20 protein-coding genes and 1 pseudogene are annotated in these 24453 nt (G+C 52.4%); 4 read left to right on the top strand and 17 right to left on the bottom strand.

What is annotated here, in order from left to right; translation table 11 throughout:
- Positions 1-32: 32 nt before the first annotated feature.
- Genes LG383_RS14490 through LG383_RS14480 form a run of 3 tightly spaced genes read right to left on the bottom strand, consistent with a single transcriptional unit; the run spans position 33 to position 3367 of the window.
- A complete protein-coding gene (locus LG383_RS14490; RefSeq protein ID WP_225759453.1) occupies positions 33-1490 on the bottom strand; it encodes a heavy metal sensor histidine kinase in 1458 nt (485 codons plus the stop codon).
- 15 nt (positions 1491-1505) lie between these two features.
- The gene (locus LG383_RS14485; RefSeq protein WP_225759452.1) at positions 1506-2186 is read right to left on the bottom strand and encodes a heavy metal response regulator transcription factor; all 681 of its coding nucleotides are present in this window, start codon (positions 2184-2186) and stop codon (positions 1506-1508) included.
- 14 nt (positions 2187-2200) lie between these two features.
- Positions 2201-3367 (bottom strand): aldo/keto reductase, encoded by a 1167-nt coding sequence (locus tag LG383_RS14480; RefSeq protein WP_225759451.1) that lies wholly within the window; start codon positions 3365-3367, stop codon positions 2201-2203.
- A 274-nt stretch (positions 3368-3641) separates the two neighbouring features.
- Between LG383_RS14480 and LG383_RS14475 the strand changes: the two genes are divergently transcribed.
- Both LG383_RS14475 and LG383_RS14470 read left to right on the top strand, forming a co-directional pair.
- Positions 3642-4667 (top strand): alpha/beta hydrolase, encoded by a 1026-nt coding sequence (locus tag LG383_RS14475; protein WP_225759542.1) that lies wholly within the window; start codon positions 3642-3644, stop codon positions 4665-4667.
- Between the two features lie 259 nt (positions 4668-4926).
- Complete coding sequence (locus tag LG383_RS14470) at positions 4927-5607, top strand: nitroreductase (RefSeq protein WP_225759450.1); 681 nt, start codon at positions 4927-4929, stop codon at positions 5605-5607.
- Between the two features lie 7 nt (positions 5608-5614).
- Here the strand turns inward: LG383_RS14470 and LG383_RS14465 are convergent, their stop codons facing one another.
- The 5 genes and pseudogenes from LG383_RS14465 to LG383_RS14445 all read right to left on the bottom strand — a co-directional run bounded on the left by LG383_RS14465 (position 5615) and on the right by LG383_RS14445 (position 13109).
- Positions 5615-6817, bottom strand: a complete 1203-nt coding sequence (locus tag LG383_RS14465; RefSeq protein ID WP_225759449.1) for a multidrug effflux MFS transporter — start codon at positions 6815-6817, stop codon at positions 5615-5617.
- 155 nt (positions 6818-6972) lie between these two features.
- Positions 6973-7464 (bottom strand): annotated as a pseudogene (locus LG383_RS14460) (inovirus Gp2 family protein); the annotation flags it as partial.
- A gap of 134 nt (positions 7465-7598) precedes the next feature.
- A complete protein-coding gene (locus LG383_RS14455; RefSeq protein ID WP_225759448.1) occupies positions 7599-8648 on the bottom strand; it encodes a hypothetical protein in 1050 nt (349 codons plus the stop codon).
- A 77-nt stretch (positions 8649-8725) separates the two neighbouring features.
- Complete coding sequence (locus LG383_RS14450; protein WP_225759447.1) at positions 8726-9409, bottom strand: hypothetical protein; 684 nt, start codon at positions 9407-9409, stop codon at positions 8726-8728.
- 70 nt (positions 9410-9479) lie between these two features.
- Positions 9480-13109 carry an ATP-binding protein gene (locus LG383_RS14445; protein ID WP_225759446.1) on the bottom strand — a complete coding sequence of 1210 codons (3630 nt, stop codon included), beginning with the start codon at positions 13107-13109 and terminating at the stop codon, positions 9480-9482.
- 430 nt (positions 13110-13539) lie between these two features.
- Between LG383_RS14445 and LG383_RS14440 the strand changes: the two genes are divergently transcribed.
- On the top strand, positions 13540-14169 hold the full coding sequence (locus tag LG383_RS14440) for a hypothetical protein (RefSeq protein ID WP_225759445.1): 630 nt from the start codon (positions 13540-13542) through the stop codon (positions 14167-14169).
- Positions 14170-14520: 351 nt separating this feature from the next.
- Here the strand turns inward: LG383_RS14440 and LG383_RS14435 are convergent, their stop codons facing one another.
- The 4 genes from LG383_RS14435 to LG383_RS14420 form a co-directional block, all read right to left on the bottom strand.
- On the bottom strand, positions 14521-15495 hold the full coding sequence (locus LG383_RS14435) for an alpha/beta hydrolase (protein ID WP_370635168.1): 975 nt from the start codon (positions 15493-15495) through the stop codon (positions 14521-14523).
- 172 nt (positions 15496-15667) lie between these two features.
- Entirely contained in the window at positions 15668-16144 is a 477-nt protein-coding gene (locus LG383_RS14430; RefSeq protein WP_225759443.1) for a DUF1348 family protein, read from the bottom strand.
- Between the two features lie 461 nt (positions 16145-16605).
- Positions 16606-17172 (bottom strand): TetR/AcrR family transcriptional regulator, encoded by a 567-nt coding sequence (locus LG383_RS14425; RefSeq protein ID WP_225759442.1) that lies wholly within the window; start codon positions 17170-17172, stop codon positions 16606-16608.
- Positions 17173-17301: 129 nt separating this feature from the next.
- Complete coding sequence (locus tag LG383_RS14420; protein ID WP_106992063.1) at positions 17302-17877, bottom strand: ABATE domain-containing protein; 576 nt, start codon at positions 17875-17877, stop codon at positions 17302-17304.
- A gap of 92 nt (positions 17878-17969) precedes the next feature.
- Between LG383_RS14420 and LG383_RS14415 the strand changes: the two genes are divergently transcribed.
- The gene (locus LG383_RS14415) at positions 17970-18881 is read left to right on the top strand and encodes an alpha/beta fold hydrolase (RefSeq protein ID WP_225759441.1); all 912 of its coding nucleotides are present in this window, start codon (positions 17970-17972) and stop codon (positions 18879-18881) included.
- Positions 18882-18968: 87 nt separating this feature from the next.
- Here LG383_RS14415 and LG383_RS14410 read toward each other — a convergent pair whose 3' ends face one another.
- The 5 genes from LG383_RS14410 to paoA are packed head-to-tail and all read right to left on the bottom strand — an operon-like array spanning position 18969 to position 24275.
- Entirely contained in the window at positions 18969-19508 is a 540-nt protein-coding gene (locus LG383_RS14410) for an NTP transferase domain-containing protein (RefSeq protein WP_225759440.1), read from the bottom strand.
- Positions 19508-20443 (bottom strand): XdhC family protein, encoded by a 936-nt coding sequence (locus LG383_RS14405; protein ID WP_225759439.1) that lies wholly within the window; start codon positions 20441-20443, stop codon positions 19508-19510. The genes LG383_RS14410 and LG383_RS14405 overlap by 1 nt, the downstream gene beginning before the upstream one ends.
- A gap of 9 nt (positions 20444-20452) precedes the next feature.
- On the bottom strand, positions 20453-22651 hold the full coding sequence (gene paoC / locus LG383_RS14400) for an aldehyde oxidoreductase molybdenum-binding subunit PaoC (RefSeq protein WP_225759438.1): 2199 nt from the start codon (positions 22649-22651) through the stop codon (positions 20453-20455).
- Complete coding sequence (locus LG383_RS14395; protein WP_225759437.1) at positions 22648-23604, bottom strand: xanthine dehydrogenase family protein subunit M; 957 nt, start codon at positions 23602-23604, stop codon at positions 22648-22650. Before LG383_RS14395 ends, paoC begins: the two co-directional genes overlap by 4 nt.
- Entirely contained in the window at positions 23601-24275 is a 675-nt protein-coding gene (paoA, locus tag LG383_RS14390) for an aldehyde dehydrogenase iron-sulfur subunit PaoA (RefSeq protein ID WP_225759436.1), read from the bottom strand. The genes LG383_RS14395 and paoA overlap by 4 nt, the downstream gene beginning before the upstream one ends.
- Between the last annotated feature and the right edge of the window lie 178 nt (positions 24276-24453).

The following is a 24453-nucleotide window of genomic DNA, read 5'->3' as shown; positions in this document are numbered from 1 at the left end:
CCTGCGATGATTTTATCGGGAGGGTAATGACGTCAGGCTGACGCCCCCCTGACAATTCTGTCAGCTAACCCGGGTCCCGGCTCAGTACCGGATTGAGCATTGTCTGGCGCTTTATCCGCTTGTAGCGCAAAGGTGAGGCCAAAAGTATTGATGCCACCTTCACTACGGGCAAAGACATCTCCCCGGTGCATAATGGCGACGGCACGCACGATTGACAGGCCCAGTCCATGATGGGTATCACTCCTGGCCCGGGAGGTGTCAACGCGATAGAACCGCTCGAAAAGCCGGTGTAAGTGCTCTGGTGCTATTGGATCGCCCGGGTTTGACAATTCAACACAGGCTTGATGACCGGTTTCGCTTAACCGCACAGTAACCGTACTGTTGGAGGGGGAGTGTCTTGCGCTGTTTTCCAGTAAATTGGCCAGTGAACGGTGGAACAGTCGTCGGTCGATGTGCGCGGTGACGTCGCCCTGAACATCGAGAGAGAGCTGTTTTTCAGCAAAAGAGGGTTCCACATACTCCGCTGTTTTCAGGGTTTCTTCGCGAAGGGACACTTGGGTAAGCTGGGACGCATGTTCACCCGCATGGGCATGGGAAAGGAACAGCATGTCGTTAACGATAGACGTCATGCGTTCAAGTTCTTCCAGATTGGAGCCCAGTAACTCTTCCAGTTCATCCTGCGAGCGTCGGCGTGAAAGCCCCAGCTGCGTCTGGCCAATCAGGTTAGTCAGCGGAGTCCGGAGTTCATGCGCAACATCGGCATTAAAGCTTTCGAGCTGCCGCCAGGCGACCTCCTGCCGTTCCAGCACGCCATTAAAAGAGGATGCTAACTGCTGTAATTCGTCAGGTAATGCTTCGGTATTCAGGCGCTGACCATGGTCCCCGGGAGCGAGTTGCCGGGCCTGTTTACTGAGCGCCCCAACGGGACGAAGACCGATCCTTGACACGACGTATCCCAGTAAGGCGACAATCACGACGCCCAGTGCGGTAATGATCAGCAATGTCCGCGTGAACGCATCGAGTGTGCCCATGTACGGCGTGGAGTCGATGGCAACCACATAGCGCAGCTCAGGCCGCTCACCGTTGGCGGGGATCGTTTTCACTAACAGAAACAGCGAGCATGCACCTTCTGATGCGCCGGGCACTTTATTAAAGCCTTCCCGCAAAGAAGACCACTTAACACCTACCGGTGGTGTTCCCCCCATGCTAAAGCGTGGGTTATCGCTCACTATCCAGTAGCGAACGCGTTCACCTTCAGAATTGGTTAATACGGTAAATTTATTGGCAAGCAGTGACCAGCCGTCAGAAGAGGTTCGTGCGGTGATCCACGGACTCATTAATGATTCGCGGAACAGCAGCTCGTTGTGCATCTGCTTTTGCAAAGAGTCATGCAAGGAGCTTCTGAGCAGAATGCCGATAACGGAAACAATCAGTAGCGCGGATAAGGCAAACATCAGCGCCAGGTGAACGGAGATGGAACGCTTAAGCATGCTTATCCCCTTCATTTATTCGGACCGGACTTCGAGGACATACCCCATGCCACGAACGGTATGCAGCAGTTTGATATCGAACGGCGCATCCACTTTGGCCCGAAGTCGTTTAATGGCCACTTCAACCACGTTGGCATCGCTGTCAAAATTCATGTCCCATATCTGTTCCGCAATCATCATCTTTGACAGGATCTCCCCCTGATGCCGGGCCAGAAGGCTTAGCAGGGAAAACTCTTTCGCGGTTAGCTCCAGTCGCGTTCCGGCGCGAAATACCCGGCGAGCCAGCAGGTCAAGATGCAGATCGTGAATTTGCAGCTGGGTGATATCTGTGCCATCCGTAGAGCGACGACGCACCAGTGCCTGAATACGCGCCACCAGCTCAATAAGCGAAAAGGGCTTGGGCAGATAATCATCCGCGCCAAGGCGCAGCCCTTTAACGCGCTCGTCGACCGATCCCCGTGCAGAAAGCATCAGCACCGGGGTCTGTTTGACTGCCCGCACACCCTCGAGTACCAGGTAACCATCCATTCCCGGCAGCATCACATCCAGTATTATCGCGTCGTAGTCGAACTCCAGTGCGTAATGAAGACCTTCAGCGCCATCTGCAGAGACATCTACCGTAAACCCGGACTCACCCAGCGCACGGGAGAGATAGGTTGACGTTTTTTCTTCATCTTCGACTAACAGCAGGCGCATAACGGGACTTCCTCTTAACTTTTCAACGGTGCTTCAACATCGGAATAAACCTGCACGGCATCCGGCAGACGTTGCCCCTGGATAGTGATCGCATCCAGTGAGCGGGTGAGCTCGGTCATCTCAGCGGAAGTCAGCGATACGCCGGTAGCCGCTGTGTTTTGCAGCATATGGTCTTTATTGGTGGTGCCAGGGATGGGAACAATCCAGGGTTTACGCGCCAGGAGCCATGCCAGCGCAATCTGTCCCGGTGCGGCATTTTTTCGTATTGCCCAGGATTTCAGTAGTTCAACCAGCTGTAAGTTATGTGGCAGGTTGTCAGGCGAGAAACGCGTTTCTGTCGCGCGAAAATCACCGGCAGCCAACCGGGTATTCTCATCAATCCAGCCCGTTAAAAACTGCACGCCGAGTGGACTCCATGGCACGAACCCAATGCCCAGCTCTTCACATACCGGGAGTACCTGCTTTTCAGGGCCGCGCCAGAGCATGGAGTATTCACTTTGCACGGCGGTAACGGGTAATGCGGCATGGGCGCGTCTCAACGTGTTGGTGCCCATTTCAGACAGACCCCAGTGCAGGACTTTCCCCTGATCCATTAAATCTTTCACCACACCGGCGACATCTTCGATCGGGATCTGAGGATCAACCCGGTGCTGATACAGTAAATCGATACGATCGGTACGCAGGCGTTTGAGCATATTGTCGACGACCTGCCTGATATGCTCCGGCCTGCTGTTAAGGCCCGGCAGACGCTTACCCGTCTGTTGGTCAATGTTCCAGCCAAACTTGGTGGCGATAACGATTTTGTCCCTGAACGGGGCGACGCCTTCCCCGAGAATTTTTTCGACTTCAAACGGGCCGTAGGCTTCAGCAGCGTCGAAGAACGTTACCCCTTCATCAAATGCCCGGTGGATAACATTGATCATCTCGGGACGCCAGGGAACGGACGTGTCGTATTTGCGACTCATGTTCTGCACGCCCAGACCGACGGCAGAAACTTCCAGCCTCCCGAGTTTACGCTTGACCGGCGCAGCATTGCGTTGGCTGGGTTGTCTGGATGAATCGACCTGAGAGGATTGGCTCGCCGCTGATACGTGCGGAATCAGCGAGGCGGCGGCAATACCGGCCCCGGCGACTAATAGCTTGCGCCGCTCTGGCATTGTTGGGGCATTCTGTCTTTTCATTGATCGCTCCGTTTCTCAGAAAATTGAACATGAATCTCATTTAAGCGAGACCATTCTGCCTTTGGATTGCCAACATAAAGCTGACGGCTACCTGACAGCGCTGTCAGAAATGCTTTCCCATCCCAGCCTGTTTCCTGACAAAAATGTTATTTCCCTGTCACGATGCTGACAGCCCTCTCCGCCTAATCTGAGCCTGCAAATTTGATTCCGCGAGCCTGTATAACCAGGCCGACACTCATCGGGAGAGACCATGAAATTCACGCTTATCAGTGCAATGCTACTCACGGCAATGGCCGGAGTGACCTCAGTCAATGCGGCTGATTACAAAAAAAATCCATTCACACTCGTCTATGACGGTGCCATAACTGAGAACGTCAAAGGCAAGGTCAACATTCATCCCGTGAAATACGATCTGCATGGCATCCAGATTGCTGCGAATGTCTATACCCCTGCTAACTACGATCCCGCCAAAAAATACCCTGCTGTAGTGGTGGCACATCCTAATGGCGGCGTAAAAGAACAGGTCGCCGGGTTGTATGCCCAGCGTCTCGCCGAACAGGGCTACATCACGATTACCGCCGACGCGGCTTATCAGGGTGCCAGCGGTGGGATGCCGCGCAGCGTGGATAAACCCGCTAATCGTATTGAGGATATCCACGGCATGGCTGACTACATCAGCCAGTATCCCGGTGTAGATACCGCCCGCCTTGGTCTGCTGGGTATTTGCGGAGGCGGCGGGTATTCACTTGTTGCGGCCGAAACTGACAAGCGGTTCAAATCGATAGCAACCATCAGCATGTTCAATTCAGGCCTTGTGCGCCGCAACGGTATGCAGGATTCACAGCTGGATACTATCCAGCAGCGTCTTCAGCAGGCTTCTGACGCACGTGCTCAGGAAGCCGCCGGAGGAGAAGTACTTTACTCCGGCGATGCCAACCTGACTGATGAACAGATTGCTAAATTACCCTTTGCCTTGTATCGCCAGGGCTACGAGTACTACTGGAAAACCCATGCCCACCCGAACTCCACGTTTAAATACACCACCAGCAGTCTTCTGGATTTGATGAGCTTTGACGTAACGGACCATATCAATCTCATCAATAAACCGCTGCTGATGATTGCCGGCACAAAAGCGGATACGCTCTATATGACTGAAGATGCGTTCGCGAAAGCCACCGGTACGAAGAACAAAGAACTCTTCCTGATCGATGGCGCTACCCATATCGAGACGTATTGGGTGCCAAAGTACGTTGACCAGGCGATGCAAAAGTTAGACGTCTTCTTCGATAAGAATATTTAGCTAGCCTCCGATGACGCCCCAGCCGCGCAGGCTGGGGTATGTCCATCAGCTGTAGCCACTTTCCGCTTGCGTATTCACGCGATAGACCCAGATTAACGAAGTTGCGGTTAAAGATAATTACGCTGCTTAAATAGACGTTATGAATGGAATTCATAGACCTAATCTGGAACCAGCAATGAAAACGATGGGCCTGATGTGACAGGATGGATCGGGAGAGAGTGAATCATTCACTTCAAATTACTTTCAGGCGGAGAAGCAAATGAGTTCGCAAGAGCCAACATTTAGCGAGGTAGTAAAAAACAGGTACTCGGCAAGAGCCTTTCTTCCATCTCCTATCCCCAGCGATATCCTCAAAGACATTTTGCTCGAAGCGCAGTGCGCACCATCCAACTGCAATACTCAACCCTGGTCCCTGCATATCGTTGCAGGAGATAAACTTCGTGAATTAAGCCACGCACTGACGGAAGATCTGAGGGCGGGGAACTACAGTCTTGATTTTACGTTTGATAAAGAAGCTTATCCCGAGCCATTCAGGCAACGGGCTTTGGAGCAGGGGCGCTCGTACTATCAGGCACTGGGCGTTGCGCGGGGGGATTGCTTAAGTCGCTCAGAAGTGGTCGAGCGTAATGTGAGGTTTTTCGGCGCGCCTCATGTTGCCCTGCTGTTCATTCCTGCTGTAGGGGACAACGTTCGCGTAGCCTCGGACGCCGGTATGTATGCCCAGACATTCCTGCTTTCCCTGGCAGCTCGCGGTTACGCAGGCGTTCCACAGGCAGTGCTGAGTTATTTTGCCCAAACGGTGCGTCGAATATTAAATGTTCCTGAGGGCTTCAGGCTGCTTTACGGTATTTCTTTTGGGATCCCAGATGAAACGCATCCCTCCCTGAGTTACAGGGAAGGGCGGGTATCTCTGGACGAAAGTGTCGTCTGGCATCAATAACGACGTTTTATTTTTTTATCTGAACGGTCAGTGCCATCAGGGCGCTGGCTGCTGTAAACAACGCAATTATCCAGCCCATCGTCCAGGGTGTGCCATCACTGAACAAGGCAAGAAGCAGTGAAGAGATGATGCCGCTGCCGTATTGTAATGCCCCCATTAGCGCCGATGCGGAGCCAGCCACATTAGGCACTGCGTCCAGAGCGCAAGCCGTGGATGTCGCCGCGATGATGCCATTCATGGAGAAGAATACGAACACAGTGCCGACAATCACGGTAATTCCACCTACGCCCAGGCCGGTGGTGACCGCCAGTACTATTGCCGCAATAGCGGCAATGAATACGGCATTCCTGAGCAACGCTTCCAGTGGATAGCGGTGAACCAGACGTCTGTTGACCATGCTCACCGCCATCAGTCCAACAATGTTTACTGCAAACAGCCAACCGTAATGCTGCGGGTCAACACCGAAGTACGTGATGTATACAAACGGAGAACCGGTGATAAAGGCGTAGGCTGCAACGTAGTAGAACGTCAGGCATAGCGTAAACCGCATGTATCTGGCGTTGGTGAGCAAGGCATAGTAGTTGTGAAAGGCTCTTGTTACGGAGGCTTGCGAGCGTTTTTCAGCAGGTAATGTTTCGGGTAACCAGAATAAAGACATCAGCATTAATGTTCCGATAATCGCCAGCAGCCAGAAAATGGCATGCCACGAGGTGACTTTAATGATCTGCCCGCCGATCAGGGGCCCGGCAATCGGCGCAATGGCCATGATTATCATCAGTGTCGAAAGCATTTGTGCTGCACGAGTGCGGCTAAACAGGTCACGGATCATTGCTCGTGCCAGCATCGGCCCGGTACAGGCACCTAACGCCTGAAAAACACGCCAGAAGACTATTTGCACGATATCTGTTGATAACGCGCAGCCCACCGAGCCGATGATGAACAGACCTAAACCGATAAACAGTGGAAGTCGACGCCCATAACGATCGCTAATCGGTCCCCAAATCAGTTGTGCAATGCAAAAGCCGATAAGAAACCCTGTGATTGTCAGCTCTGCATCACCCTGTAAGACTTTTGCCATGACCGGCATAGCCGGAAGATAGATGTCGGTTGATAAAGAGGTTACAGCCATCAGGGCGCTGAGAATGAGTAGAAACGAGAGACCGGTTTTTTTAGCTGCAGCCGACTGTGTTTGTGCCTGTTGATTAAGCATGGTGATCCGTTGGACATGAAGAGATAAGGGTATGTTAACGGGTTTGTGCTTGTTGATAATCACAGGGGGGAGGATAGGGACTATGAATGGTATTCATTAATTTCTGGAGTTGCCTACCAAGTAATTGTCCTCTTAGATAGATGCCTCAAGAGGTATTAACGCTGACTACAGCCAAAAGATCGCTCTTCACGGCTGTAGGATTTGGTTCTCTCTTTCGCGAAGTAACTCAAGCGAAACGTCAGTTGATCATAAACCTCGCTGTAACCGGGGGAGTTAATATCCAAGTAATAAAGTGGATTATCGGGAAAGCGGGCTAGCGTCCCGTGCTCTGGGCTGTGACTAAGCTGTAAAGCACTCAGCCAGGCCTCTCGTATCAGGGACGCCAGGCCCGTCCCGTCTTCTTTGTAACTCCCCAGTCCATTGAACGTATCGTTATTCACGAACAACACCATGTGGTAATGCGATTTCTGATTAATCTCACCCACCTCCCGAACCCAGGCATCTCGCAGGTGGCAGGGATATGTTCGTTTACCCTGCTTCAGCTTACTTCGGTAGCGTGCTGTAATCTTTGCATCAAGGGATTCAATGAAACGAGATATCAGACCTTGCCGAGTATTGAGCATATCATCAGGAAGACGCAGGTCTAGAGGCCGTTGATGTTACCAATGTCCACTCTTCGGATCTGCCAGAAATCGAGGTCATAAGGTCTGCTTTGAGCGAGAAGCAGACACATGAGATTATAAAATATCATCGCTATCTGGCACATTAAACGCTCATAAGTTTAATCTCGGCTACCTTGATACTCGATAACATTAGCAAGTAAATGCGGATGTGCATCTTTCAATTCAAGCAGTTTTCCATAGAATCGATCTTCTTTTATATTTGGGAACATATAACTAGGTTCTCTCTTACCCTCATAGTCAAAATCTTTATCGAGATATATTATAAAATCTAAATCGGTGATTGCAATGTTACGTTCATAATCACTAAATAATGGTAAGGCACAATTTTGCCTTAGAACCCTCTCAGGTCTATATGTTTTAAATAAATCAAATTTTTCAATTAGAAATTCAGTTTTTTTTACTGGGGGGGCTCTAAAACGAAATCCATAAATAACACCCTCATGTTCGCCTTTTTTAATCTTGCTATGATATGCATTACCATGCGAATTAAAAAGAAACTTATAGGTGGCAAAAAATATAGCTGTTTCAATATCAAATGATATGTCTAAACCAGCTGTTTGAGTGGCATAATGCTGTTCCACCCGCATAATATCGTATGAATAAGAACTATCAAAGAACACGTTCGGATTGTTGGGCTCGAGCTCTTGAAGAACACTGAGGGCACTCCTTTGTTCATCTTGAATAATATTGAATGAGTACAGTTCCTCTTTTTGTCTATATAAACCAGGAAATATAGATAGTTCCCTTCCGTTTTGATCTGCTCTTACTGGATTCGGGATTTTTCGCTTATAAGTATATTGAGATGTTTGACCACGAAATGAAAGCGTGCCTTCATTAATATAGTGCTGCCTCCTTGGTTCAGATAAAATTTCCTCTATATCCTTATAGTTTTTCGCTGTAAATTCCGTGAAGCTAGGTAGTTTTTCGAAAACATTATCTCCTTTGATATATTTAACAAAATCATCAATGTCAAATGAACTGGAATGCTGCTTGTTGCCATACATCTTATCACTAACACTCAACCATTTATAACCGGAGAATGGATCATGAAAATTTCTGAGTATATAGCCTGAATCTATTACATCATTTATCAATTTTTCCGGAATTTTTTTATCTCGTAGTATTTCAATAAGTCCATCGCTTAGCATTTATTTGCCCCTTTTTATTGAAAATAGAATTTCACGCCTTAGTAAATAGATTTGATGGTCATTATTTACTCATGACATTAACTTTTATAAGAAACATTTCTTCTGTACATTTTTATTGGTCTTGAACCAAAACGACCTCTGCCATGGCCAAAAATCATTGAACAAACAACGAGTAATGACATGATGGTGCTTGTAACAACAAACCAGTTTACAGATTTAGTCTCTCCAAGAGAACGAATTAGATTTTGGTCAAATAAATATTTTACGCCAAGAAGAAACCAAATAAAAACAAAAACAAAACTTACAATTTCATTTATTTTAGAAACAGAATATGTTAGCTGGGGATGAACGGTTTTATACAATGGGCCTGTAAAGGCATCTTCAAGTAAATCAACATGAACCTCCCAATGCCTCTGCCACGACTTACTGCCTATATTAGTAAAATGCCAAGCTAACGAAAGTACAAAACCTATACATATCAAAAAATACACTTCAACATGGTTAAATCTATCATACTTGACATAATTTTCTGATGAAATTAAAGCAAAGTAACCTACAAATATACTAGCAATGAATGCCCAAAAGTATGTTGCTCTTTTCCAATACATTTCAATTTCAAAATTTCTTGTTGCCCATGCCTTCTCGAAGGCTTTTTCTGCCTTATCGGGACATATATTCACTAACATGTCCATGTACTCTTTCTCGGTAAGTTCAGTCAGTCCAGATGTCTTACTGGAATATATGTATTTAATAAAACTCATTTAAACACCTCATGCAGGTTGTAGATTAGCCGCGATGCGCCCTCAGCAATGAGGGCCACCGCGGAGATTGTCAGGCTGATTTCGCCAATTGCCGATGCAGGACCTGAAGACTAGTTCCCGCCCCTGCCCATGCAGCAGCCGAGCCGACCACATACAGGTTTTGCTTGGCGCGCGAGACGGCTACATTGATTATGTTTGGCGGGCTTGCCGCCCACTGACGCGCCCTTTGCTGACTCGCTTTCGGAGCACCCAGTAACAGGATGACTGTGTCCGCTTCTCGGCCCTGGAACGTGTGGATCGTGCCTACACGATCACGGCACCACTCGTCCAACTTTACGCCGAACGTTCGCAGCAGGTCGGTTTCTCTGTCGAGACGCCGACGCATGTTCTGCTCTACGATCTTGAATGGTGTAATGATAAATACGTCTGGATTTTTAATGCCCGATGCTGCCAGCTCTTTTAGCATTCGTACAACCGCTTCTCCCTCATCGGGACACCACTTCGTCTCAGCATCGCCATTGATATCCACCCAGCGAGATCTCCCCAATGCCGAGCCGATAGATCCAGGTCTTTTAGGCCCGACAGCATGGACCATTTGCTTGGCATACGCGATGGAGTTAGAAACGTCGAACATTGGGTTCTGGCAACGCCTGTGAACGAGCAGTGGCAGCCCGACTTCTCGATCACCTACGTCCATGACGAAGGTGGATTTGAAGCGCGATGCTTGATCAGCAAGGGTCTGCGTAGATGCTGCGGGGGCAGACCATTCGACTTGGTCAATGTCAAAGAACTTGCAGATTTCGGCGTTCAGCTTTTCAGGAAGTGAAACTACAGGTGGTATTTGCAACGGGTCACCTACCACGATGCAGCGCTTTGCCCGCATGATAGCTCCAACTGCTGCCTGAGGAACGGCCTGGCCCGCTTCATCTACCAGAAGCCAGCCAATGCTCTCTGATGGCAGATCCCCGAACATCGTCCGAACAGAGGCGAAGGTCGTGGACACGGTCGGCACAACCATGAAAAGGCTCGACCAAAGGTCGGGGAGAAGTTCACGGTGAGCGGAAGACTGGAAGGCACCAGCCACCATGCCCGACATCAATAGCCCAAGATTGTGTTGCAAGCGGCTGGCCGAAGCATCGATGAACGTTTTATGAACAGTCAGGGCAGCGGCGAAAAGATCCTCCCGCAGGCGATGAACCTCATCGGGAAGCCATGGCGCAGTCAGGTGGATGGCCTCGTGCTCGCGCTCGAAGAATCTCTCATCAACGACCCTGTCTCCCATGCGGTTTCGTGCCTGTGCCTCGGTTGCCTTCAATTTCGAGACAGCCTGACATTTGCTGGAAATTTCCTTGTCGAGCTGCTGTAACTGGGACTCAGTATTGCTCCACTCAGTCCTTGCAAGCTCCAGGGCACCGTCTGTCTTCTGCGCCCGTAAGACTGATTGCTGCAAGGTCGCCGAGAGCTTCTGCAGTGTCGATCTCCACGACTTCCAGGCCGTAGTCGCGAACAAACGGGAGAAGAAACCTGGACGGCCAGCAAGATGGCTGTCGAGCATGATCTTATCCTGCTCGATCTGCGATTTTGCCTTCTCATGCTCCCGTTGGCAGGATTCAGCAGTCTGGTGTGCCTCTTCGACGGCTTCATTCAGACTCGGACGACGCTGTTCCACCCTTTGAAGTTCGGTGGTCGCTCCCTTGAGCGCCTGGATATCCTGTCGCATCTCTTCGATGCTGGTGATTTCGGCGTCTACCGTCTCCTTGAGTTTAAGGAAAACGGTTCGCGCTTTCCGCCAGGCCGCTAAAGCGTCCGCTTCGTTGGTGCTGGGCCGCTCATTGACGACCACGCTGGGCATCACGCGATCGATGATTTCGCCAGTTTGTTCGTCCTTGATCTCACGCAAGACGTTTAAGCCGCGAGCTGCTTTCAGGTAGGTAAGGAAACCACCGTCTTCATTCCACCAGAAACTTTGCTGGAACGCGCCTCGGTTGCTGCTCTTGCCGAGAGCAGCGGCTATCAACCCCCAGGTTTCGACAGGGTCGGAGGGGATATCCCCCTCGGCCTCGGCTTCGAAATAGCCGGCGCGTTTGGGATTCGCAATCAGGTCGCTGATGGACCGGAAGTAGGCGATCTGTTCATGACGACCATTGGCTTCCTTGAGAGGAAGCTCTTTACTAACGTTTTCGACCGCTTTGTTATTCGAGGAGGCTACGACGATTTCATGTCCCCTCAAGGATTCATGTAACTTGTAGAAATGCAGGAATGCATTGGAACCGAATGCCAGCTTCTCGCCTGTTGTGGAAAAGGCATCCTGCGGTTTGTTGAAGCCGCACATCGCCGTGGCCCGATCAAGAATGCACCCAACGACAATATCTCGCAGAAGAGTAGTCTTTCCGGTTCCCGGAGGCCCATTGATGCCGATGATACCTGGAGCATCATTCAGCTCAGCACGCGCCGCATTCACGGCAGCCTGTTGAAGCAGCACCAGTGGATGGCCGCCTTTCGAAGGCCAACGAGCCTGCGGCATGAGCGACGGTGCGACGAATGGCTCAACTGCGGAAATGGGCGATAGCACGTCGATTTTCTGTTCAGGCCTGCCAATTCCCATGTAGCGGCGCAAACCGGCCCCGGCTTTGCCCGTCTCGAGCAATTTGGTTGCTTCACTGAGATCTTCAAGATAGAAGGAATTCAGTAACGAAGGTTCAGGCAGCGCCCTGGCCTTGAAATGATGAAACACCTTAATCGCGAATGTGGGTGGCTCAACCAAATGCTCAGGTACACTGAACTGCGATACAAGCCATTTATAAGCGTTATGAACAACATTCAGATCGATCGGTATGGGTTCTCCATCCTCGTTGTGGCGGCGAACTATTCGATCCAGATGCTCGATAATGCGCTGCTCAACATTCGGCCAATTCCCTAAGCTTCCAAGCTTCAGATCGAGAGCCAGCTTGAGTGCCCAGGCAAAACTGGAAACGGCAACGCCTTTGTCCTCAAGCACATAGCCTTCTTTGTCGATCAGGATCGAGCCGATGGCCGCTTTCTTACCGTCCGGGCGTGAACGCTCCTCATCCTCGCCAAAAACCTTGACCAGCTCGTCCGTCGCCTTGTCGAGAGCGATGGAGCCGAGGACGACCTCGAAATAAAGCTTATAACTGGGCTTGCTGCGGGCATTTGGTCCCCATGGAACACCTCGCTCCAAGAGAGCAACCCTGGAGCGGTCGCCGGTTGCCATATCCTCTGGGCGTTTATAACCTTGAGGCGACAGTGCTTCGAGGGCTGTCCATGCTGCCAGTATTGCTCGCGCATCATTCGCCTTTTCTGACGGAGAGAAAGACGGGAGTGGACCTAGATCAATTTGGCCTTTGTCGAATTGCTGTCGCATGGCAGTGTCTGGGATAGCCTTCGGTTGCAGTTGCTCTACAGCTGCAGGTGCATTGTGGGGCACAGCTTGAGAAAATTGTATGGACGCCGAATCGGGATTACATGTTGATGGGCTGGAAGCCGACATGGCGATCTCGCTGCGGTCGCTAAGTGCAGTTAGAGATTGCTCGATTTTAGACGTCAGCGTCCGCGCCCTGGCAGTGTTGCGAAAGGTCAGCTCGCTCAACAGCTGTTCAAGTTCACTAACATTGTTGCGGGACTGTTCGAAGATTGCTTCCAGATCGAAGATAGATTTTTGCGCATACTGCCGTGTCTTCATTTATTTCTGCGGCTCCATATCCCTTCAGTTAAGAGATATTATGCTAATTAGCTTGATTTCTAAAACTATTAACGTGCGCTCATGACGTAGATCCAGATCTCGGTGGGATGCTTAACTGGCTGCTTACGTGCGAAGACGCACTCTGTGCAAATCAATATAATGCAGGTTCGTTGGTATGACTTGATGGTTGAGGGCCAGCCAAAGGCTATTACCCGTGAGCTTGAGGTACGGTAATAAGTTTTCGACATCTAGATAGATTTTTATTCGCGTGTCTATGAGCACATTGACTTCGTCCCTGCACATTAATGATATGCAGCATATTGCCCTGGTCCCTTACTTTTTGACCTCTTGTTAGCAAGTAGATTTCCTTATTCCCATTAGTTAAACTGTGCGGCTGGATTCCTCCCAGCGAGCACGCGCAGAGTGAACCATGATCCGCAGAAACAAACCATTTAATACTCTTTCCCGCCGTCGGCGTCGTGCCCGGACACAACACGTCAAGAATCTGATCCAGCGCGAGCGTCACCGCTGCGGAGGGCTGCATTATGATGATTGCGATTCTGAAAATGCAGAGGCCATTGCTGCGGGTTGGATGTGGACCTGGAGCGATGTTTTATTCTTGGGTAATTCGCCAGATGTGTACTGGAATGCGGAGATCATTACCATTGACGTAGCGCGTGCGGATATTGTGGAAAATCTGGTGTTTGAAGAAGCTCATGCCATGTTGAGTCAAAACCAGCAGGAAGATGAAGCCCGCATGGATACAACACCAAACTACAATGCGAAAGGGAAGGTGGTTAGCCATACGGTGGTAGAACGTACCCGCGTTTCTTATCCTCAATTCGGTGGATTAACCTATTTCGACTACATTGATAAACGCTTGGCCGAAGTCATGCGCGACAACCCGCCTGTAGTTACTCCTGGCTACCGCATTCAATCTGGCTATCGTAGCGGCATTGGTTTGCAAATCATCGTGGAAGAGCCGGTGCTCACTCGCGAGATAATCGACAGTGCGATCCGCTCATTTTTGGCTGGGGATATGCCCCTGGACCCTAAGTAAACAAGATGATGAAGCAAACTCTTTGTAGAGCAACTCAACAATAAACACTTTAAAGCACCCGATGAAATCTTTGGCGGCCGAATGAACGTGTGAACATGAATTCGACCCAGTAGTAGCCTTGGATGCCACAGGAATGATTTCAGATATCAAGGCTGATACCTGATACTTTTGAACGCCACTAAAAAAAAGAACTGTGTGACATACTGACATCTGGGGGTATGCTAAAAGATCGAATAAAATAAAGTCATTTAAAATCAATGTCTTTATGCTGTTGGTTTTGTTCCTATTATCGCACCAATTCAAGCCATGCTGAGAATGACCAGCCGGTAAGTCCCGCTGGCCACCTTGTCGTTATTTCAAATGTTCTTTCAGCTGATAGCCCGCCTGATCAATAGCAGTCCGCACGGCAGGGACGTCACTCAGCGCGTTCAGCAGACCATAATCATGGATTAATCCGTTGTAGCGCGTAACCGTCACGTCTACACCGGCGACATCAAGTTTGCGACCAAAAGCCTCGCCTTCATCGCGCAGCACATCAAGTTCAGCCGTCTGAATCAGAGTGGGTGGCAGCCCCTGCAATTGTTCGGTTGTTGCGCGCAGCGGAGAGGCAAGAATGTTATTTCTGTCGCTCTCATTGGTGGTGTAGGCATCCCAGAACCACTTCATCATATTGCGTGTCAGGAAATAGCCGTTTTCATACTGATTATAAGAATCGGTATTAAAATTCGCGTCAGTGACAGGCCAGAGCATGACGTCATAGCGAATAGCAGGCGTTTTATGTTGTTTAGCCTGAAGTGCTACGGCCGCGACTATATTACCGCCGACGCTGTTACCCACCAGTGCCAGACGTTTGCCGTCCACGCCAATTTCACTTCCGTTTTCGGCTACCCAGCGGGTTGCTGCATAAGCCTGATTAATCGCAACGGGGAAATGCGCTTCCGGGGATGGCGTGTAGTTGACGAAAACGGCTGCTGCTCCGGACGCATTAACCAGATCACGAACGAGACGCTCATGTGTCGGGAAATCGCCAAGGACCCAGCCACCGCCGTGGAAGAACATGAATACCGGCAGGGTACCCGTCGCGTTATGAGGCTTCACAATATTCAGTGTTATTTGTTGCCCATTAACAGTAATTGTTTTTTCACTGACGTCGGCCGCAGGCAGTGCTGCCCCTTTCTGCGCATCAATCAAGACCTGACGTGCTGCCTGAGGAGACAATTGCTCAATGGGCGTCCCTCCGCTACCGTTCAGCGCATTAAGGAATTGTTGAACATGACGTTCTGGGGCAGTTGTATCAGCAAAGCTGTTGGCTGAAACTGCCGCCATTGCGACAGACAATAACGCGGACTTGATATTCATAGTGTTACCTTATTAATAATGCATAACATTATTTTGCGTGCTTTTCACACAAGCGAACCATCGGGCTTATCAGGACCTGATAAGCCCAGGGCATTATTTGAATTTGAAACTCTTATCTGCAGAGGAATAAACCGGGACGCTACAGGCCCAGTTCCGATAACCCTGGATGATCGTCCGGACGACGCCCCAACGGCCAGTGGTATTTGCGCTCGCTTTCCTTGATGGGCATATCATTGATACACGCGAAACGACGTTGCATCAGACCATCTTCGCCGAATTCCCAGTTCTCGTTGCCGTAAGAACGGAACCAGTTACCTGAATCATCGCGCCACTCGTAGGCATATCTGACTGCAATGCGGTTGCCGCCAAATGCCCATAATTCTTTAATAAGACGGTACTCAAGTTCCTTTTTCCATTTGCGCTCAAGGAATCCTTTGGCTTCTTCGCGATTATTGGCAAATTCTGCGCGGTTACGCCATTTGGTATCCAGAGAATAGGCCAGCGAGACCTTTTTAGCATCGCGGCTGTTCCAGCCATCTTCAGCAAGCCTTACTTTTTCAATCGCTGATTCAAGGGTAAACGGCGGAAGCGGTGGACGGATTTGTGCATCAGACATGGTAAAGACTCCTGTAAATTTGGGTGGATCGGTATGATCCTGCTTTACGAAACTCAGACATAAATTCCTCCCCTGTTATTTGATGATTCAGCATTGTCCATTAGCACTGACATTCATTTTCAGAGGGGGCGTCGTGTCTATGAATTGATGGTAGAACGATCGTTCTACCTCGTCAACATGGTTTTTATGAAAATAGTTAAAAAATAAAAAAATAACTCGATAAGGTTTTTAATTTGCTGATAAATAAGGTTTTAATGAGATGAGGAATAGCGGTAGGGATAAGGGAAGGAAAAACAGAATACGATATCTATTGTTAATTTTGAATTAACGATAATAGAAGTAGATGCAGGGTGTTAATATTTCATAGCGCAGTGTGGAATTGAATTAATCACATATGTGTCAAAGCCTCCAGTAATACTGGATATTCAGTGAGTATTTTATCTCTGGAATTCAGGCCTCTGTTATGAGACCTGTTTCAGTAATAGCTGAGCAATATCTTTGGCATCATCTGCGGCGCTGTAATCGCCCATAACACGTGACATGGTGATGGCACCTTCAATCAATAACAGCAACTGCCTTGCCAGTGCTGAGGAGTGCTCAATATTTAGCTGTCCGGTAAGTTCAAGGGCATAGTCCAGGATTTTTTGTTTATGCAGTCTGGCAATCTGGCGAACGGGATCGGCACTGTCACCCACTTCCCCCGCGGTGTTGATGAATGCGCACCCGCGATAGCCCTCTGACTCAAACCATCCTTTGAGCACGGTGAACATATTCAGGATGCGTTCCTGCGGCGTATCCGCTTTGTCGCACTCAGTCCTGAACCATTCCATCCAGCGTACATCCCGTGCCTTCAGCGCGGCTGCCGCCACTTCGTCTTTGTTGGCGAAATAGCGATAAATACTTTTGCGCGCCACACCTGAAGTCTTTACCAGAAGATCCATACCGGTGGCATGAATACCGTTCTGGTAAATGAGCTGTTCAGCGGTCGCGAGAATTTTATCTCGGGTATCAGTCGTATTTTTGTTCATAGGTTAATGGTAGAACGATCGTTCTCCTCGGTCAAGTGCGCGTCAACACTCTTTTTGACCTGATGGGTTAATGAGATGGGGGCGGTCAGCCTGAACGCGTCATCTGACAAACACAGGCGACCAGAATCGCTATGAACCTTTTCTGTTGCGGTAGGCCGCCACTTTCATGCGATTACCGCACGTCGCCATACTGCACCAGCGGCGGCGATGCGATTTGCTCAAATCCTGGAAAAGCAAAATACAGTTATGTGCTTCACACTGTCTCACGTATTCAAACTTGTCATCCGTGACCAGTTTCACCAGGGCATCAGCAACGGGCCAGAGCAGGCCTGCAGAGCTATGCGCGTCGGAACAGACATCAACACGGTATCGCTGTGTATTTTCATCCCATTGCAGCCCGATCTCAGGACGTCCCGCTTGCAGCACCCTGTTAATCACCGTCAGGTTAGCCGCAACGGATTTCATCGCGGCGTGGACCACTGCTCTGGCGGCATCGCGCAGCTGACGGGCTTCAACCAGTAAGTCATCGGGTGCTTCAGTGCCTTTCGGCACAAGGCCCGCCGTTTCCAGCCAGTCGATGACGCTGAGATTGTCTTCAAAACAATCATGCCGCTCATCACCTGTCCCATATTCACTGTTAATAAAATCCAGTGCGAGGTTATCGGCCAGGAAGAGAGGCTGAGAGGGAGGTTGTTTGAATTCCATAATTATCCGTAACTCACAAAATCATTTTGACAGGTTACCAAATTTGCGTGTAACCTTCAAATTATCACTTCAACGGTTACAAGGAGTTTGTCATGACCACCTCCATCACAGATAACGCATCTGCCTCGCCAGCTACGCAGATCCATTACCGCTATCAACAGTCAGGCGATGTTAACGTTTTCTACCGGGAAGCAGGCGATCCGGCTGCACCTGTATTGCTGATGCTTCACGGCTTCGCGGGCTCATCCTTTATGTTCCGTGACCTTATTGCCCAGTTGGCCGATCGTTATCATCTCATCGCGCCAGATTTGCCGGCCTTTGGTTTTACCGAGGCGCCAGCACGAGGTGAATATGCGTATACCTTTGACCAGCTTGCCAAGACCATTGGCCAGTTTACCGAAGCGCTCAATCTCGATAGCTATGCTCTGATGGTCCATGACTACGGTGCCCCTGTCGGATGGCGTCTGGCATTAGCCCATCCGCAGCGCGTGACAGCCCTTATTTCCCAGAATGGCAATGCCTACGAAGAGGGCCTGGGAGAGGCCTGGGCACCTATACAGAAATACTGGCGCGAACCCACTTCTGAAAACCGACGTTCGCTGAGTGAATTCCCGACGCCAGCTTCAATCAAATGGCAGTATCTGGAAGGGGTTGCCGATCAGAGTCTGGTTTCACCTGATGGTTATACGCTTGAAGGGACGCAGGTATTACGGCCAGGTAATGCGGATATTCAGCTGGATCTGTTACTGGATTATGCCTCTAACGTGAAGATGTACCCGCTGTTTCAGCACTATTTCCGTCAGTATCAGCCACCGTTATTAGCCGTATGGGGAAAAAACGATCCGTTTTTCATGGCGGCGGGAGCTGAAGCCTGGAAACGTGATCTGCCTGAAGCTGAAATACACTTTTATGACACCGGCCACTTCGCCCTTGAAACGCATGCTCAAGAGATAGGTATCGACGTGCGTGATTTTCTTGACCGGCATGTCCGCCAGTCAAATTAACGGGCTGGCCAATTAGATTGAAATTGAATTCTACTACCCTGGATAAGGGTAGTTAAAACCGTCTCAGTCAGGAACGTCGGAGGTTACCTACCGTATTTCCTGCGCTGTCCGTAAATCTGCCAGCGTATCGATATCAAACGTAACCCCATAATCCGCCAGCGAAAGATCCAGAACATCTTCCTGACTTCGCGCACCCATGACTATCTCCCTTGCGCCCCTGTCTCCACTCAACCCCAGCAACGCCTCGCGATATTCCCGCCGGAAGCCCACCGGGTGCCCCGCCTGCTGCTGGTGGTGTGGAACCACAATCCCTTTCTCCCCAAGCCCTCCAGCGACACTCAGTAAAGAGGCTGGCTGGATCAGCGGCAGATCCGCAGGCAAAATCAACCACCCCGACCCCTCAGCAGTCGCCTGCACCCCAAGTGAGATCGACTCCCCCATGCCACAGGTGCCGCCCTCAGGCCTGACGAGATGCCAGGGCAGGTGCGCGGCTTCTACCGCCTGAATGACATGTGCCAGCACGGTTTGCTCGCCCAACAGCGCCTCCAGCTTGTGGGTATTGCCCCCCGAGGCGAGAAAGCGTTCGCCACGTCCGGCGGCGAGAATAAGCACAACCGGCGAGGACATTAGCCTTCGTCCCGGCGCAGGCGCGCGGCGGCCACGTCTGCCAGAACGGACAGCGCCAGGGTGCGCGCATCCCGGGCTTTCGGGAAGATGCCGATCGGCGCCTTGATGCGGTCTATCTCTTCTTCCCGCCAGCCCAGCTCACTGAGCTTTTGCCGCCGCTGCATATGGGTTCGCTGGCTGCCCAGCGCGCCGATGTAAAAGGGGTTCGCGTTGCGGGCGGCCTGCAGAACGGGCAGTTCCCGGTGAAGATCGTGCCACAGCAGGATCACCGCCGTGTCAGTATCAATTTGCGAAGCAGGGATACCGGAGCAGGGGTCGAAGTGGCAAATGTCATACCCGGCGGCGGCCGCAAGTTCAGCCGTGGCCTGCGCTTCGATGGACCCCCCGTGGATCAGCACCTGCACGCAAGGGTTGAAGCACATCTCAATGCCGTTGTTATGCCAGCCGGTTCGGGTTGAAGCCGGGAGGCAGGTGAGGGTTTGGGTCTGCGGGGCGTAGCGCAACCCGGCGGGCTGGCGCTGCTCAAGGCGGTTCAGCACCGCCAGCAGCGGCTGCGCCGAACGCAGCTTATGAATGGCAAGCGTAATCCCCCCGCCGCACGGGAGGACAATGTCGAACCAGGGCGAGCCCTGACCGTAACGCACCTCGCGATCCTCTCCTGTCGCGATGACCTCCAGCGCTTCAAACGCCGCTGCCGCTTCGACGCAGCCCCCCGAGACAAAGCCACAGTACTGGCCATCCTCACGCACCACCATCTGCGCCCCCAGGGATCGCGCCGCGCCGCCGCGTATCTCGGTCAGCATCACCAGCGCCGCCTCCTGGCCGGACATCAGGGTCTCCACCGCGAAGCGCATTATCTCCCGGCTGTCGTCGGTGAGAAACGCCCGTTCCGGCGTCCGGCGCAGATCGTCCGCCAGATTAAAAAGTTGGGGCATGGTTCCTCCTTAAACCGCGTCCGGCAGGTTGCTGAGCAGCTTATCGAGGGTGATGGGATAATCCCGGACTCTCACCCCCGTCGCGTTATATACCGCATTGGCAATAGCCGCGCCCACGCCGCACAGGCCCAGCTCACCTACGCCTTTAGCCTTCATCGGCGAGGAGATAGGGTCCGTATCATCGAGGAAAATCACCTTCTGCTCGGGAACATCGGCATGGACCGGGACTTCATACCCGGCCATATCGTGGTTGACGAAATAGCCCAGCCGGGTATCCACCGCCAGCTCTTCCATCAGCGCCGCACCCAGCCCCATGGTCATCGCACCGATAACCTGGCTGCGGGCGGTTTTCGGGTTAAGAATGCGTCCGGCCGCGCACACCGCGAGCATCCGGCGCACCCGCACTTCCCCGGTGGCGCTGTCCACGCCCACTTCAATGAAATGTCCGGCAAAGGTTGACTGCTGATACTGCTTATCCAGATCGCCGAACTCGATGCCGTCCTCGGCGATCAGCGTGCCGTGGGCGGCGGCCTCAGCAATGTTTGCGCTGCGGGTATCAGTCGTTATCTTGCCGTCGCTAAACTGCGCCTGGTTGGGATCAAACCCCAGCTTTGTGGCAATGCTTTCGCGTAACTTCACGCAGGCGGCGTACACCCCCGAGGTGGAGGTATTGGCTCCCCATTGCCCGCCCGATCCGGCGGAGACCGGGAAGCTCGAATCACCGAGGTGAACCGTCACTTTTTCCAGCGGGACGCCCAGCATCTCCGCTGCCGTCTGGGCGATGATGGTATAGCTCCCGGTGCCGATGTCGGTCATGTCGGTTTCGACCGTCACATTCCCGGCCGCGTCGAGATGCACCCGGGCGGCGGATTTATCTAACAGGTTATTACGAAAACCGGCGGCCATGCCGATACCCACCAGCCAGCGACCGTCGCGAACCTGGCCGGGCGTCGCGTTGCGCTGTTTCCAGCCGAACTCCTCAGCGCCGGTGCGCAGGCACTCAATCAGCTGACGACGGGAAAAAGGCCGACTCGGATCGGCCGGATCAACCTGAGTGTCATTGAGGATGCGAAACTCAACCGGATCGATGCCCGCTTTTTCTGCCAGCTCGTCGATGGCGATCTCCAGCGCCATCATACCTGGTGCTTCGCCAGGGGCGCGCATGGCGTTACCCTCCGGCAGATCCAGTTTGGCCAGCCGCAGACCGGTATGGCGATTCGCGCCAGCGTAGAGCAGTTCAGTCTGCTGAACCGCCGTTTCCGGCGTACCGCCGGGAAGATTCCCGGACCAGCTGTCGTGGGCGATGGCGGTAATTTTCCCGGCGCTGTCCGTCCCGATACGGATATGTTGAATGGTAGCCGGACGGTGGGTGGTATTATTGGGGATCGTCGGTCGCGACAGCATCACCTTAACCGGGCGTTTTATGGCGCGGGCGGCCAGCGCGGCCAGCAGCGCATCGCTACGCAGGAACAACTTCCCGCCAAAGCCGCCGCCGATATACGGGGAGATGACGCGCACATTCTCCTCTGGGATCTTCAGGGTCTCCGCCAGATCGGTACGGCACCAGGCCACCATCTGGTTGGAGGTCCAGACTGTCACCTTATCGCCCTCCCAGGCGGCCATCGAGGCGTGCGGCTCCATCGCCATATGGCTCTGGTCGGGGGTGGTGTAGGTGGCATCCAGCTTCACCGCGGCGGTGGAAAAGGCGGATTCAAAATCCCCGGTATTTTTATCGGGCGTATCCTCGGGAGGCTGTTTGACATTGGGTTTTTCATCCGCCAGCGAGTACGATCCTTTTTCACGCCGGTAGCTTACCTGCACCAGCGACGCTGCCGCCCGTGCCTGCTCAAAGGTCTCAGCCACCACCAGCGCAACGGCCTGATGGTAGTGCTCTATCTTCGGGCCACCCAACAGCGTGGCCGCATTTCTTTCGCCTTTGCCGAGCTCGCCCGCGTTACTGGCGGTGATTACCGTTAGCACGCCCGGCGCGTTTTTCGCGGCCTGGGTGTCGAGGGTAGCGATCTCGCCTTTGGCGATCGCCGATCCAACGACATAGCCATAGGCCGCATTGGGCGCCTTATCATGCCATTCATAGGCGTAGTGTGCCGTGCCGGTGGTTTTTAATGCGCCGTCAATACGGTCCCGGGGCTGACCGACCACTTTTAAGCGATCGATCGGGTTTTCACCTGCGGGTTTATCGAATTTCATACCACAGCCCTCGCTTCTGTCAGCACGGAGGCAAGCGTTCGCTTCGCCAGGGTTAATTTGAACGCGTTTTCAGGCGTCGGGTGAGCGTCGGCAAACAACGCGTCATAGACGGCCTGAGCGCCCTGAGGGAGTTGCGCATCGGCCTGCTCAACCCGCCAGGGTTTATGGGCCACGCCGCCCAGGGCGACGCGTCCGCTACCGTCGGGCTGGACAATCGCGGCGACCGATACCAGCGCAAAGGCGTAGGAGGCGCGATCGCGCACTTTACGGTAGATGTGCTGCCCACCGACAGGTGGCGGCAGGGTGACGGCGGTGATCAGCTCCCCTGGCGTCAGAACGGTTTCGATATGGGGCGTTTTCCCCGGGGCGCGATAAAAGTCGGCCAGCGGGATGTTGCGCGCTTTGCCGTCAGCGGAAATGGTTTCCACTACCGCATCCAGCAGGCGCATCGCGACAGGCATGTCACCCGGATGCGTGGCGATACAGGCTTCGCTGCCGCCCACGACCGCGTGCTGACGGCTAAAGCCCTCAAGCGCCGCGCAGCCGCTGCCGGGAAGGCGTTTATTGCACGGCTGGTTGGTGTCGTAAAAATAGGGGCAGCGCGTACGCTGAAGAAGATTACCGGCCGTGGTGGCCTGGTTGCGGAGCTGCCCGGAAGCGCCCGCAAGTAGCGCCCGGGAAAGCACACCATAGTCACGGCGCACGCGCTCGTCGGCGGCCAGATCGGTGTTTCGCACCAGCGCGCCAATGCGCAGACCACCCTCGTCAGTGGCGACAATCTCGTCCAGACCGAGCCCGTTGACGTCGATCAGATGGGTGGGGGTCTCGATCTCCAGCTTCATCAGATCGAGCAGGTTAGTGCCACCGGCGATAAATTTTGCGCCGCTTTTATCCCTGGCGCTGGCAGCAGCTTCGGCCGGGGTTTTTACCCGTTCATAGGTGAAGGCTTTCATGATTTAAGCTCCCCCGCAGCGTCTTCGATGGCGTCCAGAATGTTGGCGTACGCGCCGCAGCGACAGATGTTGCCGCTCATGCGTTCGCGAATTTCATCCGCATTCATTGGTGGAGGGGAGACAAGATCGAGCGTGACGTGGCTGGGAATGCCCGCCTCGATCTCTTTCAGGACCGCGACAGAAGAGCAGATTTGCCCTGATGTGCAGTAGCCGCACTGGAACCCATCATGTTTGATAAATGCCGCCTGCATGGGATGCAGATTGTCAGGCGTACCCAGTCCTTCGATGGTGGTGATCTCAGCATCCTGATGCATGACAGCCAGCGTCAGGCAGGCGTTAATCCGGCGGCCATCCACCAGCACGGTACAGGCCCCGCACTGGCCATGATCACAGCCTTTTTTGGTGCCGGTAAGCTGCAAATTCTCGCGCAGCGCATCCAGTAGGGTAGTGCGTGTATCCACCTCAAGTTGCTGACTTTTGCCGTTAACGCGCAGCGTCAGGGGCAGGATCTCAGGTGGTGGCGTAACGGCGGGTTCGCCCTCGGCCAGTGCGCCACAAGGGTAAACCGCCGCGGTTGCCGCCGCTGCGGCACTGACTTTGATCAGATCCCGTCGGGACAGGCTGAAATCGTGTTGCTGTCCGTCTTCAGGATATTCGCCTTGGTTGCTCATGCCAGGCCTCCGGTGTTTAAAGGGGATGAAAAAGGAAAGAGGGTGCGACTGTGTCGTCTGTTTTTTAAACGTTAAGCATAGACGGCGATGGGGGTGGGATTACTCTTAAATCGAGAATGCTGTTATGAGGCGATTAGATAAGTGAGCAGGGGAAAGGGGAGGCGGCACCCCTGTTTTG

Origin of the sequence: Leclercia sp. Marseille-Q4284, assembly GCF_916618945.1 — a bacterium.
Taxonomy (GTDB): Bacteria; Pseudomonadota; Gammaproteobacteria; order Enterobacterales; family Enterobacteriaceae; genus Enterobacter; species Enterobacter tamurae.
The sequence above is the reverse complement of the archived record's forward strand: the minus strand, read 5'-3'. Positions and strand labels throughout refer to the sequence as shown.

Bases quoted from the DNA above. Each gene is read 5' to 3' on its own strand.
- LG383_RS14490 (WP_225759453.1), bottom strand. From the start codon at position 1,490: ATGCTTAAGCGTTCCATCTCCGTTCACCTGGCGCTGATGTTTGCCTTA.
- LG383_RS14485 (WP_225759452.1), bottom strand. From the start codon at position 2,186: ATGCGCCTGCTGTTAGTCGAAGATGAAGAAAAAACGTCAACCTATCTC.
- LG383_RS14480 (WP_225759451.1), bottom strand. From the start codon at position 3,367: ATGAAAAGACAGAATGCCCCAACAATGCCAGAGCGGCGCAAGCTATTA.
- LG383_RS14475 (WP_225759542.1), top strand. From the start codon at position 3,642: ATGCTACTCACGGCAATGGCCGGAGTGACCTCAGTCAATGCGGCTGAT.
- LG383_RS14470 (WP_225759450.1), top strand. From the start codon at position 4,927: ATGAGTTCGCAAGAGCCAACATTTAGCGAGGTAGTAAAAAACAGGTAC.
- LG383_RS14465 (WP_225759449.1), bottom strand. From the start codon at position 6,817: ATGCTTAATCAACAGGCACAAACACAGTCGGCTGCAGCTAAAAAAACC.
- LG383_RS14455 (WP_225759448.1), bottom strand. From the start codon at position 8,648: ATGCTAAGCGATGGACTTATTGAAATACTACGAGATAAAAAAATTCCG.
- LG383_RS14450 (WP_225759447.1), bottom strand. From the start codon at position 9,409: ATGAGTTTTATTAAATACATATATTCCAGTAAGACATCTGGACTGACT.
- LG383_RS14445 (WP_225759446.1), bottom strand. From the start codon at position 13,109: ATGAAGACACGGCAGTATGCGCAAAAATCTATCTTCGATCTGGAAGCA.
- LG383_RS14440 (WP_225759445.1), top strand. From the start codon at position 13,540: ATGATCCGCAGAAACAAACCATTTAATACTCTTTCCCGCCGTCGGCGT.
- LG383_RS14435 (WP_370635168.1), bottom strand. From the start codon at position 15,495: ATGGCGGCAGTTTCAGCCAACAGCTTTGCTGATACAACTGCCCCAGAA.
- LG383_RS14430 (WP_225759443.1), bottom strand. From the start codon at position 16,144: ATGTCTGATGCACAAATCCGTCCACCGCTTCCGCCGTTTACCCTTGAA.
- LG383_RS14425 (WP_225759442.1), bottom strand. From the start codon at position 17,172: ATGAACAAAAATACGACTGATACCCGAGATAAAATTCTCGCGACCGCT.
- LG383_RS14420 (WP_106992063.1), bottom strand. From the start codon at position 17,877: ATGGAATTCAAACAACCTCCCTCTCAGCCTCTCTTCCTGGCCGATAAC.
- LG383_RS14415 (WP_225759441.1), top strand. From the start codon at position 17,970: ATGACCACCTCCATCACAGATAACGCATCTGCCTCGCCAGCTACGCAG.
- LG383_RS14410 (WP_225759440.1), bottom strand. From the start codon at position 19,508: ATGTCCTCGCCGGTTGTGCTTATTCTCGCCGCCGGACGTGGCGAACGC.
- LG383_RS14405 (WP_225759439.1), bottom strand. From the start codon at position 20,443: ATGCCCCAACTTTTTAATCTGGCGGACGATCTGCGCCGGACGCCGGAA.
- paoC (WP_225759438.1), bottom strand. From the start codon at position 22,651: ATGAAATTCGATAAACCCGCAGGTGAAAACCCGATCGATCGCTTAAAA.
- LG383_RS14395 (WP_225759437.1), bottom strand. From the start codon at position 23,604: ATGAAAGCCTTCACCTATGAACGGGTAAAAACCCCGGCCGAAGCTGCT.
- paoA (WP_225759436.1), bottom strand. From the start codon at position 24,275: ATGAGCAACCAAGGCGAATATCCTGAAGACGGACAGCAACACGATTTC.